Raw genomic sequence first — 12663 nt, 5'->3', positions numbered from 1 at the left:
GCGGACGTCCTGCACTGCGGGGAGCGCCTGCGGCCGGAAGCCGACGGGGCGGGGGCCGGGGGAGGGGTCCGTGGGAGGACGGGGAACCGGTCGGCGGAGGGGCCGGGCCGCACGGCCGTCCGAACACCGGTGTACGGAGCGAGAGGAGTTCGTAGTGTGCGTTACGGGATGGGCATGAGAGTAGTAGCTGCTACGTAAAAGTCAACGCCTGGAAACGAAATGGATCACTAGGGGCCGGAGTGCACGCGGACACGGGTGAGTAGTGGCTGCTACATGCCGCGCAGGCGAAGGGAGCGGTCCGCGACCGGCGTCGTCGCCAAGTCGGTAGTGTGGACTACACACCTCGCAGGGACTGCACAGTGAGTGCAAGGGAGAGAGCCATGTCCACCAAACCGGGAACGGACGTCGAGGCAGGCGCGGACACGGGCCCGGAGGACTCGCTGCGACGGCGTGTCGACAGCAGACTGTCCGCGATGCCCCCGGCCGAGCGGCGCGTCGCCGAATACCTGCGCGACCACGCCCAGTCCATCATCTTCGCAACGGCGGAGGAGATCGGCCAGGCCGTCGGGACCAGCGATGCGACTGTGGTCCGGACGTCCAAGAATCTCGGCTACTCGGGTCTGCCCGACCTGAAACGCAGTATCGGACAGCAGATGATCCACGGCACCAGGCCGTCCGTGCGGCTCAACCAGCGCATCGACAGCGCGGGGCAGGAGACCGCCAGTCTGCTCAACCACGTCTCCTCCGAGGCCGGTGAGCGCCTCGCCGAGACCTTCCGGCTGATGCCGCAGGATCATTTCGCCACGGCGGTCGAGATCCTGGCCGGTGCGCGGGAAGTGGTCGCCTTCGGTCTCGGTCTGGCCGAGATCCCGGCTCGGTTCCTCGCTATGAAACTGCCCCGCCTCGGGCGTCCGGCGCGTCTGGTCGGCGCGGCCGGATTCCTTCTCGCCGACGGCCTGCTCGGCCTGCGCGCAGAGGACGCCGTCGTCCTGTACGCGCCCGCCCGCCTGACCACGGAGCTCGACGTCGTCCTCGACCACGCCCGCTCGGTCGGCGCGAAGACGATCCTCATCACGGATTCACTCGGTTCCGTTCTCGCGGGCCGGGTCACCGTCGTGCTGCCCGCCGTGCACTCCGGCACCGGGTACACGGCGGAGGGATTCAGCTCGCTGCTGGTGACGGACTGTCTGTTGCTGGGGGTCGCGGCGCAGGACCGCGACCGCGCGACCAACGGTTCGGAACTCCTGCGCGAGCTGCGCGCCGGTCTGACGTCCGAGCACCCCGACCGTGGGTACCGGCGCCGCGCCTCCCGGGGTGAGACCGGCTGATCCGAGTACGGGCGTGCGGCACCGCCCCGCTGCACCGGGTACGGGCGCCGCGGCCCCGTTCCCGGCGTGGGGGGGGGGGCAGGCGTGAGCGGCGCAGTCGTCCGCCTGGACGGCGGCCGCGCCGTGTGCCGGCACTCCTAGTGCCCGGATCAGGGATCGAGTAGGCGACGGTTGCGGTGCCGATCTCGACGCCAGTGTCGAAGCTTCCGGCCGTCGCGTTCCGGCCCGTGACGAATATGCCTACGCCGTGCTTGGCCGCGTTCATGGCGAGCGCATGGCCGCCGCCCGGCCCTCGGCGGCGTCCGGGTCGAACAGGCCGCGCTCGTAGCGGGCCGGCGTCGCCATGCCCACCGCATTGGCCACCCCCTGGCCCAGCGGCCCGGTGGTGGTTTCCACACCTTTGGTGTGCCCGTACTCCGGGTGACCGGGGGTCTTGGATCCCCAGATCCGGGCGGACTTCAGGTCCGCCGGCTCCAGGCTCATCGCCGTACCCGGATGACCGTTGCCAACCTTCTGTACGACATCGGCGGCCAGGACACGGGCGGTGTCCACGGCCCGCTGGTCCAGCTCGGTCCAGTCAAGCTCTGAGGCGGTCGGATCGGCACTCAAGGGAGGTATCTCCTGTGGGACGCTGGGTGGTTCGGGTACGGGGCCGGTGGTGCGGGGGCCGTCACTCCGGCCAGGCGGAGTTCTCGATGACGTCGACGAAGTTCTCGCGTCGGTATCCCGGCGAGAAGCGGTCCAGGACGTCGGCCTTGACGTTGCCGAACGTCGTCTCGGGCTTGGTGGCGATTCCTTCGGTGAAAGCCCGCAGGATGTTCTTCTTGAAGTCCGGCCGCGGGTGCAGTCGGGTGATCTCCGCCCGGTCCGCCTCGCTGATGTCGTCGTATCCGATGCCGAGCACGTCGTACTCGACACCGGCGGTGACCAGCGCGACCTCCGGCTCCATGAACTCGGGGATGCCAGGTGTCGTGTGCAGCGCGATGGCCGTCCAGACCCGCCGGACGCTGTCCTCGGGCACGTGATGGCTCTGCAGGAAGCGGCGGGCCTCGTCCGCGCCGTCGACCTCGAAGCGTCGGCCGCTGCCGCGGAAGGACTCGCCCAGCCCGACGTCGTGGAACATCGCACCGATGTAGAGGAGCTCCGGGTCGAAGCTCAGCCCCCGCCGGTGCCCCTGCAGGGCACCGAACAGGAAGACGCGGCGGGAGTGGTGGTAGACGAGATCAGGCGTCGTGTCCCGGATGAGTTCGGTCGCTTCGTGGGCGAGTCGGGTGTCCGGGATGCCGATACCGGCCGTGGTCGTACGTGTGGTGGACATGTCGGTGCCTCCTGATCCGAGGTGGTGTGGTGCGCCAGTGTCCGGCGAGTCGGCTCGGACGGGCATCTGCCGAACGGCCTAGAGGCCCTACTGTCATTCCGGCCCTCGCTACCGCCACCGGTAGTGGTCGCACCCCGGGGTGGGCAGCCCGTCGAGGCCGGTGAAGGCCCGTCAGCGCGCCCGGCCCGTCCAAAGCGGACTCCGCTGCCGGGCGGCTGTTCGGTACGAGCGCGCCCGTGTCGCGCATTCCGCGGCCGGTGTGGCGGCCAGGGAGGCGACCTAGGCGAGGGAGCGGAACGCTAGTAGGTCATATAACCGATGTGCGGATCCCTCGGAGCTGTTGGTATGGGCACCGCCCACACCGCACGCTGCACCGGGTGACGTCCGCTCCTGCCTTCGGCGGTGGGGACCGACAGCACCACATACCTCAGCCAGGGAAGCCGATGACCAAGACCATCTTCGTGACCGGGGGGACCGACGTCTGCGGCGTCTCCATCGCCCGGGCGCTGGCCGATGCGGGACACACCGTGTACGTGGGTGTGGACCAGAGTGACACCTGGCCCGGACCGGTCGGCGTGGTCACGGACGATGCCCTGTTCGTGGATACCACGGGATTGCGGACGGTCGGGTACGAAGCCGTCGACCAGCACTCGACGGCCGCCGCCGTGCGACACATCGTGGCCGAGTCGGGCTCGATCGACGTGGTGATCCACACTGTGGCCCCCACGACGCTCGGGCCCGCCGAATCCTTCACGCCCTATCAGCTCGGGCAGGTCTACGACCACGCCGTCCTGACGACGCAGCGCGTAGTCCGCGCCGTTCTGCCGCTGATGCGCGAGCGCAGGGCGGGACTGCTGCTTTGGGCGGTTGCCGATGCCGGGGCGGGGCCGGAGCCCTTCTCTGGACCGGGGCGCGCCGTGCGAGCGGCACAACAGCAACTCGCGGAGAGCTACGCGGCCGAACTGGCACCCTTCGGGATCGACGTCACCTTCCTCACCCACAGGCCGGTCGACCCGGATGCACCCGGTGCCCGGGCGCCACTCCAGCCGGACGACGCCGCAACCGCAGAGGCATACGGGGACGCCGTGGGCACTCCTCCGTCGGCAACGGGGGAGCGGGCGCCGGCCTCCGCAACCCATGCCGCTCAGATCGCGGAGTCGGTGGTGGCCGTCGTGGCCGCCCGCAAGGGCTCAAGGCCGGTCCGTCTCGCGCTGTGGCAGCTTCCCGGGCCCGACGACCCCGCCGCCGGCGGCCCTTGACGGGAAGCTGTCGCCGCCCGGACCCGTCACGACTGCGGAGAGGACGTTTCTCGTGCCGACAAGGCGTCCCTGAGTGCGGCCCGTGAGGTGATGCCGAGCTTGGGATAGACCTGGTACAAGTGGGCGCCGACCGTGCGGTGCGAGATGAACAGCTGCTTGGCGATCTGCTTGTTGGTCAGGCCGGAGGCGGCGAGCTGAGCGATCTCCCGCTCCTGCGGAGTGAGGTTCTGGCCCTGGTGGTCGGCGGAGCGGGTCACGTTCCAGCCTGCGGCGCGCAGTTCCTTCGTCGCGCGTTCTGCCCACGGGCGCGCGCCCAGCTGTTCGAACGTGTCCAGGGCGGCCGTGAGGGTTTCCCGTGCCTCCGTTGTCTCGCGTGCACGGCGCAGAGTCTCACCGTGCGCCAACTGCACCCGAGCCCGGTCGAAGGGCCACTGCGCTGGACCCGGGGCGCTCAGTGTCTTCTCGAAGAGCTGTAGCGCGGTCTCGTCGTCGTCGGCGGTGAGCGCCGCGCACCCGCCGGCCAAGAGCGCCAGGCGGGGTGTGAAGGACTCGACGCGTGCCTTCCGCAGAGCCCGCGCGTGGTCCGCGGCCGCCTCCCTCAGGCCGAGACGGACGGCGGACTCCACCAAGTCGAAGCACACCCACAGGGCGTGGGGCGCGTACTCCACGAGGTTGCCCGGCGGACTGATCGTGCTCGCGTGGTGGTAGGCGGCCTCGAAGTCCCCGTCGGCGATGCCGGCCACGGACTGCACCTGGCGCGCGTAGTGGAGGGCCGAGCGCACACCGCGGGGAGCCGCCCAGTCCGTGATCCGTCCGGCCTGGACCACTGCGGCGTCCGTATGACCGCGGGACGCCTCTACGATCCCCTTGTTGAAGAGGAAGTACCACGCGAAGAACGAGTACCCGGACTCGTCACACAACCGCAGTCCCTCTTCGGCCAGTTCAGCGGTCTCGTCCCAGCGTCCCGAGTGGTAGCCGTCCAGGCACAGGTGCATAAGGCCGCCCAGGTGCCTGCGCGCCGGACCTCCGTCGCGCCCTTGGCGCACCACCCGCCAGGACGGCTCGCGCAGCGCCGACAGCCGGTCGGGATAGATCGCCGCCGTGCCCATGCGCACGATACGGGCGGCGTCCGTCTCGTCCACGGCGGTGTCGAGGATCCTGTCGAGCTGCTCCAGACCGGACGGACCGGTGCGCGCCGGATCCCCGAACGTCTGCACGGCCGCGGACAGCAGAGCCGGCGGTTGCGGGCGCAGCTGGGCGAGCGCGGCGTGGAAGGGCTCCCACAGAGGGGGTTCGCCACCGTAGAAGCACAGCAGGAGAAGCAGGTGGAGGGCGTCGACGAGGGCCACGTTCGAGGCGTCGTAGCCGTGCCTGCCCTCCTCGATCGCCCCGACCAGCAGACGGTGCGCCGTCGTCACGTCGCCATCGCCGTTCAGCAGCAACTGCACCGCGGCGGCGGTGAAATGAAGTGATCTGTGCTGGTGCGGATCCGCCCGCCGGGCATCTTCCAGTAGTCCCGAGGCACTGGTCAGCGATCCCGTCGCGTCGGCGCCGATGTAGGCGGCCTCGGCCAGCCGGCGCGCACGGTCCTGGTCTCGCGGGCTGAGGTCCGCGGCCCGTGTCAGAGCCGCGATCGCGGCCACGGCGTCACCTCGGCCGATGATGCGACGGGCGGCCCGTTCCAGCTGTGCGGCCACCTGCTCGTCGGGTTCGATGGTGGCCTCACCGAGGTGCCAGGCCCTGCGTTCCGGCTCGGACAGCACCCGGGCCAGAGACCGGTGGGCCGTGCGGCGTTGGCCGCTGGTGACGGACTCCACGACCGCCGAACTGATCAAGGGATGGCGGAAGACCAGCCGACGGGTACCGGGGTCGAGGCGCACGAGCTGATCGCGTTCGGCCGGAGCGAGAGCTTCCAGGTCCGCCTCGGCCTCCGTCTCGCGCACCGCCGCGTACAGGGTGGCGAGATCACCGCTGCCGTCGAGGGTGGCGATCAGAAGCAGGTACTGCGTCAGGGCGGGCAGGTCGCGGACCCGTGAGACGAACAGGGATTGCAGGCGTTCACCGAGGGGCAGGACGCGGGGCAGGCTCTCACGGGCACTGCGCTGCTCGGACCGCAGCGCACGGGGAAGTTCGAGCAGTGCCAGCGGGTTGCCCTGCGCGGCGTCCAGCAGACGTCGACGAACCGTGGGGGCGAGCCCGGGGAAACGGGAGTCGACCAGGAACGTGGCGGCCTCCTCGTCCAGGGACGGCAGTTCGTACTGCGGCAGCCCGCCCTGTTCGAAGAAGCTGCCCGTCTGCGTCCGAGAGGCCCCGAGAAAGCTGACACGGCTTCCGACGAGGCGCCGGGCGACGAAGCCGAAGACCGCGGCGCTCGCCCGGTCCACCCACTGGAGGTCGTCGACGATGAGCAGCACGGGCTCTTCGGCGGCCGCCGCCTGCAGGACGGCCAGTGCCGCGTTGAACAGCAGCAGCCGCCCCGGGGGGACGCCGGTGCCGAGCCCCAGAGCGACCTGGACGGCGTCCCGGTGTGTGTCGGCGAGGCTGTCGAAGAGGTTCGTCAGGGGCAGGAGCGCCTGGTTGAGCGCCGAATAGCTGACATCCGCCTCGAACTCGGCACCGGCGGCGCGCAGGACGCGGGTACCCGCTTGGGCGGAGCCCTGTGCCACGGCGTCCAGGAATACGGTCTTGCCCACGCCGGGCTCTCCGGAGAGCAGCAGGGCGCTGCCCGTGCCCGCGCCCGTGACGAGGGCGGCGACGCGGCTGAGGTCCGCGTCGCGCCCCACCAGACGGTCGGTGCCACCGGAGCCCAGTGGGTCGAAGAGGGTCATCGGACACGGCTCCGTTCGAACGAGGAAGAGATGCCCGACGACCGGGCCATTCCGTTGCCGGACCGGACCGGGAGCCCGGCAACCGGAGTACCGGCCGGCCGTGGCTCGGTCTCGGGGCCGTCCGGCGTGGCCAGAACCAGTGCGACCGCGTCTGCCGAGGGCGGGCGTTTCCCCGGTGCCGCTGCCTCCGCCGCGACCGGCGGAGATGTCGTGCCGATGCTCGCTGTGCCACGTAGGACCGGCACACCGTCGCCGTCCGGCAGATCCGTCGGGCGCTGCCGCAGAACGGACGGCTCCGGGGCGCGCCCACACAGGCGCGGAGGCGTCGGTCGGCATTCGGCAGGCGTCACGGTCCGTCCACTTCGTTGTCAGGCCACACGGCGGGCCGGCCACGACGGCCGACGCTCGCGCGCACTCCGGTCGATGGTCGCCTCTCGACGTCCGGATTCGAATCCGCCAGTGGCCAGCGTGTCCACGGCCTGAACCGGCGGGGCAGCCTGGACGCGTCGTTCCGCCCGCTAGGAGAGGACGCGGTCGAGCTGGGTGCGAGAGGAAATGCCGAGCTTGGCGAAGACCTTGCTCAGGTGATACTGGACGGTCCGGGCACTGATGAACAGCCGTGACGCGATCTCGGGATTCGACAGCCCCTCCCGTGCCAGCCGGGCGATCTGTGACTCCTGTGCGGTCAGTTCGCTGGAAGGGGGGACCGTGCGCCTGCGCGACGTCTCACCCGTGGCCCCCAGCTCCCGGCGGGCACGCTCCGCGAACCCTTCCATGCCCGCCATCTCCAGCATCTTCTGAGCCGTGCGCAGATGCTCGCGCGCGTCCGAGCGACGGCGACGCCTGCGCAGCCACTCGCCGTACAACAGGTGGGCGCGGGCCAGTTCCGCCTCGACCCTGGTCTGGCCGAGCCGTGCGATGGCTTCCCGGTAGAGACTCTCGGCCGTCGCATCCTCGGCCAGCAGCGCACGAGCACGTGCCTCGACTCCGAGGGCCCAGTCGGTACCGCTGGCGGTGGTCATTTCGGCGAGCCAGCGGCAGGCCTCGGCAGCCGTCTCGTGCATCCCGCTTCGCGCTGCCGCTTCGACCAGCTCGGCAGCGGCCCAGTTCGCCACCCCGGGGTAGCGCAGGTCCGGGTATTCCTGGTGGTGCAGGGAGAGACGGGCCGCGGCCATCGCCTCGGGATAGTTGCCGAGTCCGTTGTGGAGCAGCGCGTTCGTCCACGCGGCGACGGCCGTCCCGATGCCCTCACCGCGGCGGGGCACCTCCCTGGTGGTGGCTTCGATGAGGTCGGACGCCTCGGCCCGCCTGCCGCGCCAGGCCGCGAGGGCCATCGAGCTGTACGGCGCGAGGTTGCTGCCCGTGGCCCCGGTCACCGTCCGTCCCTCGTCGTTGAGCGATGTCGCGGTGTCCAGGTCGCCGGCGAACATGAGCCATTGCGAGCGAGTACTGAGAGCCAGCGGCAGCTCGCTCAGCGCGCCGGACGTCCGTGCCAGCCACACGTACCGGGCGGAGAGTGCCTCCCAGCGTTCGTCGTCCCACATGTGCAGGGCCGCCTCGTTCGCCATCCACAGCCAATGCAGTTCCTCGTCCGTGGACATGCCGTCACCGAAGGCAGTCAGCGCCTGCCGTAGGAGCGGCACTCCTGCCGCGTAACCCTCGGTGAAGTTTGCCGCCAGACCGGACAGGAGGAGATCGGTCGCACGTGGGGCGGGCAGCGGCCTCGGCGCGGTACGGGCGGCCTGCGCCACCTCCCGTACACCGCCGCCGGGACTGGCCAGGCGGCCCGCGAACATCGCGGCCGACAACGCGTCCAGGCAGGTGGCCCGCGCGAGGCCCCCGTCGATCGGTGCGAGGCGCTGGGCGGCCCGCACCAGCAGGAGCGGGGCATCGCCGCCCCGGTTCGTGACGAAGGCGAGCCGAGCGTGCAGGAGATCGATGCGAGCACGCTGGATCTCGGTGAGCGGTCCGGCTTCGGCTACGGTCACCAAGTCCTGGATCGCGTCGAAGGCACCGGCGTGAAACTTGGCGAGCGCCGCGTCCAGTGTCCGCGCCGCACGGCGCGCGGGGTCGAGCGTCAGCGTCGCCGAGCGCTCGAGGAACGTGGCCGTCGCGGCGAGTCCGCCCCGCGCACGAGCCCGGTCCGCGGAACGTTCCAGCTCTTCGGCGACGCCCTCGTCCGGCCCCGGCGAGGCTTGCGCGAGGTGCCATGCGCGGCGGTCGGGATCGATGGTGGGGTCGGTGACCGACGCCAACGCGCGGTGCACCTCTTGCCGCTCGGTGGCAGTCGCCGACCAGTAGGCGGCCGAGCGCACCAGGGGATGCCGGAACCTGACCCGGGCACCGAACCCGGCCAGGTCCGACTCGGTGGCCGGATTCGCGGCCCGGGTTTCGATACCCAGCCGTTCAGCCGCCCGCCACACCAGCGCCGCGTCGCCCGTCGGGTCGGCCGCCGCCAGCAGGAGCAGTCGGCGGGTCTCCGGCGGGAGGGAGTCCGTCCGACGCCGGAAGATCTCCTCCACGCCACCCGCGAGCGACACCGTGCCCGGCAGCCCGAACCCGCCCGCCAGCTCCACCGCTGTCAGACTGCGGGGCAGTTCCAGCAGGGCCAGTGGGTTGCCGCGTGTCTCCGCGACGATCTGGTCGCGGACCCGTTCGTCCAACGGCCCGGTCAGCACCGCGGTCAGCAGTGTCCGGGCATCCTCCGTCCGCAAGCCGCGGATCCTCAGCTCCGGCAGCCCGGCCAAGTCGGCGCCGGCCACGCGGACTCCGAAAACCAGGCCCACCGACTCCGCCTCCAGACGGCGGGCGACGAACGCGAGTACCTGTGCGGAAGCGGCGTCAAGCCACTGCTGGTCGTCGACCAGGCACAGCAGCGGCCGCTCCTCGGCGGCGTCCGAGAGCAGGCTCAGGACCGCGAGACCGATGAGGAACTGGTCGGGTGGCTGCCCCTCACTCATGCCGAAGGCGCCCCTAAGAGCATCGCGTTGCCGGGCGCCGAGACCGTCGACACGGTCCATCATCGGGGCGCACAACTGGTGCAGCCCCGCGTACGTCAGTTCCATCTCGGACTGGACACCGGTCACCCGCACGACTCGGCAGCCGGTCGCGTGTCCCGCGAGGTGTTCCAGCAGCGCCGACTTGCCGACGCCTGCCTCACCGTGCACCACCAGTACGCGGCTCCTGCCCGCACGGACGTCCTCGACCACATCCTCGAGAAAGGCGCGCTCGGCACGGCGGCCCACCAGCTCGACCGCATGTCTGTCCGCCGCCCCTGTCCCCACACGGCGAGGCTACATCGCCGTCCGGTCCCGCCGTCCGGAGCACGGCGTCGAACGCCACGAGTGCCACGGCGACGTCGGAGGGACGGGTGGCGACGCCGTGGTCGCTCGTCCCGACGACCGTGTTCTGGCTGTCTTTCTCCCGCAGGGCGGCGCAGCCCGAGCGAGCCCGATGGCAGTGTTCGCCGCCGCCGGGGCGATCGCGTCGTCGACGTCGGTGGCCCGGCTGTAGATCAGCGGCATCACCTCTCGTTGTGTGCCGCTATCGGCGCCCTGCCTCGCGGAGCAAGGAGTCCACCGTCCGGAGCAGCTCCAGCCACGACTTCGTGAACTTCGCCACCCCGTCGTCCTCCAGGACACGGAACACGTCGTCCATGTCGACGCCAACCCGCGCCAGACGATCGAACACACGCCGTGCCTGGGGGGCCCGACCACGCACCGTGTCGCCGGCGATGTGGCCGTGGTCCGCGACGGCGCGCAGAGTCGGTTCCGGCATGGTGCTGACCGCGCCGGCGACGACCAGCTCGTCGACATAGTGCGTGTCGGCGTAGTCCGGGCTCTTCACACTGGTGGACGCCCACAGGGGCCGCTGCGGTGCGGCCCCTGCCGCGGCCAGCGCCTGCCATCGGTCGGTGGCCGCCATCTCCTCGAAGACGGAGTGGGCGATGCGTGCGTTGGCGACTGCCGCCTGCCCCCGCAGGGACATGGCCTCGTCCGTACCGATCGCGCTCAGACGCCTGTCGACCTCGGTATCCACCCTGGAGACGAAGAACGACGCGACGGATTCGATACCGTGCAGGTCGTGCCCGTTGGCCGCGGCCTGTTCCAGCCCTGCGAGGAAGGCGTCGACCACTTCGCGGCAGCGTTCGGGCGAGAAGATCAGTGTGACGTTCACGCTGATGCCCTCGGCCAGTGCCCTGGTGATGGCCGGCAGCCCTGCGACAGTGGCCGGGATCTTGACGAAGATGTTGGGCCGGTCGACTCCCGCCCACAGTTCCCGTGCCTCGGCCACCGTCGCCTCGGTGTCGTCGGCCAGTCGAGGATCGACCTCGATCGAAACCCGGCCGTCCCGCAGGCCGGAAGCGGCGTAGACATCACGAAGCAGGTCGGCCGCCTCGCGCACGTCGGCGGTAGTCAGTGCGCGCACCGCTTCGGCCGGGCCGGTGCCGCTCGCTGCCAGCCGGGCGATCTGCGCGGCGTAGGCCTCGCCGTTCGAGAGCGCGGCGGCGAAGATCGTCGGGTTCGTCGTGACGCCGTTGACCTGCCGGCCGCGGACGAGTCGGGCGAGGCTGCCCGAGAGGAGCCGGTCCCGGGACAGGTCGTCGAGCCAAACGGACACTCCCGCCCGGCTGAGCCTGGCGAGTCCGTCGTAGTCACTCATGGGTTGCTTCTCCTTGGTGCGCGCGGGCGTGACGCGCCTCGGTGCGGGCGGTTGATCAGGCGAAGGTGATGACACGCCGGCCGTGGGCGGTGCCGGAGGCCATGGCGTCGAGCGTGGCGGGCCCTTCGTCGAGGGAGATGGGCGTGACCGCGGGAAGAATGCCGTGGGCGGTGGAGAAGGCGAGGGTGTCGCGCAGGTCATGGGGTGAGCCGGAGGGGTTGGCCGCGACGTGGAGGCGGTTGAGGACCATGGGCTGGGTGGGGAGTACGAGGGGTTCGGCCCCGTACCCGCACAGCAGCAGGGTGCCGTCAGGAGCGAGCCCTCCGACCGTGGAGGCTGCCGCCTCCGTGGAGGGAGCGGCATTGAGGACGAGGTTCGCACCCCCGTCCCAGGCTTTGAGGGGGCCGGCGGGATCGGTTTCGGAGGAATCGATGTACAGTTCCGCGCCGAGTTCTCTGGCCTGCTCCTCGCCGTGCGGGGAGTGGCCGATGACGGCGACGCGCGCGCCCATGGCGGCGGCGTACCGAATGGCGAGGGCGCCGATGCCGCCGGTGCCGATGACGGCCACGCGGGAGTCGGCCCGGGCGCCGCCCTGGCGAAGGCCGTTGTAGGCGGTCAAACCCGCGCACATCAATGGCGCGGCGGCGACGGGGTCGAGGCCGGCGGGCAGGGGGGTGACGTAACCGGCCTTGAGGACGGTGTACTCGGCGTAGCCGCCGTCGACCCCCACACCGGTGATGCGCTTGCCAGGACACAGGATCTGGTCGCCGCGGACGCAGTTGTCGCAGTGCCCGCAGGAGTCGTACAGGAACTGGGAACCGACCGTCGTGCCGACCTCGGGCCAGGTGGCGCCGGCGCCGAGGGCGGTGACGACGCCGGTGATCTCATGGCCGGGGACGACGGGGAAACGGGCGAACGGATAGTGACCCTGGAGAAGGTTCAGGTCCGAGTAGCAGACGCCGCACGCGGCGACCTTCACGAGTACCTCTCCGGGGCCGGGCTCGGGCACGTCCCGGTCGGTAAGGGAGAGCGGGGCGTGTGTCCCCGTGGCTACCGCAGTACGCATGCTGGCTCCTGGAACAAGTGAGGAGGAAGAAGGAGAGAGAGGACGAACCGTTCGTCCACCGGCCGGGCCGACGCCGTGGCCGGGAGGGACGAGGCGGCTTCCGTAGGGTGCCGCGTCCCGCGTGCGCAGGACATCCGTCAGATGACCGGGATTGCAGGGAGGCCGCTGCCGTCGGCGGTGAGGGCGGGCACACCAAGCGCGG

7 protein-coding genes and 1 pseudogene are annotated in these 12663 nt (G+C 71.0%); 2 read left to right on the top strand and 6 right to left on the bottom strand.

The genetic code is table 11. The features are described 5' to 3' along the window. Positions 1–380 precede the first annotated feature (380 nt). A complete protein-coding gene (locus ACZ7MF_RS18935; RefSeq protein WP_471477936.1) occupies positions 381–1328 on the top strand; it encodes a MurR/RpiR family transcriptional regulator in 948 nt (315 codons plus the stop codon). Positions 1329–1616: 288 nt separating this feature from the next. On the opposite strand, the pseudogene ACZ7MF_RS18930 reads toward ACZ7MF_RS18935, so the two are convergent. Together ACZ7MF_RS18930 and ACZ7MF_RS18925 are read right to left on the bottom strand one after the other, a co-directional pair. After that, positions 1617–1937, bottom strand: a pseudogene (locus ACZ7MF_RS18930) (transketolase); the annotation flags it as partial. 61 nt (positions 1938–1998) lie between these two features. Continuing rightward, the gene (locus tag ACZ7MF_RS18925; protein WP_471477935.1) at positions 1999–2646 is read right to left on the bottom strand and encodes an HD domain-containing protein; all 648 of its coding nucleotides are present in this window, start codon (positions 2644–2646) and stop codon (positions 1999–2001) included. 443 nt (positions 2647–3089) lie between these two features. Here ACZ7MF_RS18925 and ACZ7MF_RS18920 point away from each other — a divergent pair, with 443 nt between their 5' ends. Next, complete coding sequence (locus tag ACZ7MF_RS18920; protein ID WP_471477934.1) at positions 3090–3905, top strand: SDR family NAD(P)-dependent oxidoreductase; 816 nt, start codon at positions 3090–3092, stop codon at positions 3903–3905. Positions 3906–3931: 26 nt separating this feature from the next. Here the strand turns inward: ACZ7MF_RS18920 and ACZ7MF_RS18915 are convergent, their stop codons facing one another. From ACZ7MF_RS18915 to ACZ7MF_RS18900, 4 genes are all read right to left on the bottom strand, one after another. Next, positions 3932–6733: an ATP-binding protein gene (locus tag ACZ7MF_RS18915; RefSeq protein ID WP_471477932.1), complete on the bottom strand. Its 2802-nt coding sequence runs from the start codon at positions 6731–6733 to the stop codon at positions 3932–3934. A 518-nt stretch (positions 6734–7251) separates the two neighbouring features. Continuing rightward, the gene (locus ACZ7MF_RS18910) at positions 7252–10017 is read right to left on the bottom strand and encodes an ATP-binding protein (protein ID WP_471477931.1); all 2766 of its coding nucleotides are present in this window, start codon (positions 10015–10017) and stop codon (positions 7252–7254) included. 259 nt (positions 10018–10276) lie between these two features. Then, entirely contained in the window at positions 10277–11395 is a 1119-nt protein-coding gene (gene tal / locus ACZ7MF_RS18905) for a transaldolase (protein WP_471477930.1), read from the bottom strand. 55 nt (positions 11396–11450) lie between these two features. After that, positions 11451–12461, bottom strand: a complete 1011-nt coding sequence (locus tag ACZ7MF_RS18900; RefSeq protein ID WP_471477929.1) for an alcohol dehydrogenase catalytic domain-containing protein — start codon at positions 12459–12461, stop codon at positions 11451–11453. Positions 12462–12663 lie beyond the last annotated feature (202 nt).

This window comes from Streptomyces sp. NPDC111628, assembly GCF_055635195.1.
The sequence above is the reverse complement of the archived record's forward strand: the minus strand, read 5'-3'. Positions and strand labels throughout refer to the sequence as shown.

Excerpts from the sequence above, each read along its gene's own strand:
- ACZ7MF_RS18935 (WP_471477936.1), top strand. The coding sequence starts at position 381 with ATGTCCACCAAACCGGGAACGGACGTCGAGGCAGGCGCGGACACGGGC.
- ACZ7MF_RS18925 (WP_471477935.1), bottom strand. The coding sequence starts at position 2,646 with ATGTCCACCACACGTACGACCACGGCCGGTATCGGCATCCCGGACACC.
- ACZ7MF_RS18920 (WP_471477934.1), top strand. The coding sequence starts at position 3,090 with ATGACCAAGACCATCTTCGTGACCGGGGGGACCGACGTCTGCGGCGTC.
- ACZ7MF_RS18915 (WP_471477932.1), bottom strand. The coding sequence starts at position 6,733 with ATGACCCTCTTCGACCCACTGGGCTCCGGTGGCACCGACCGTCTGGTG.
- tal (WP_471477930.1), bottom strand. The coding sequence starts at position 11,395 with ATGAGTGACTACGACGGACTCGCCAGGCTCAGCCGGGCGGGAGTGTCC.
- ACZ7MF_RS18900 (WP_471477929.1), bottom strand. The coding sequence starts at position 12,461 with ATGCGTACTGCGGTAGCCACGGGGACACACGCCCCGCTCTCCCTTACC.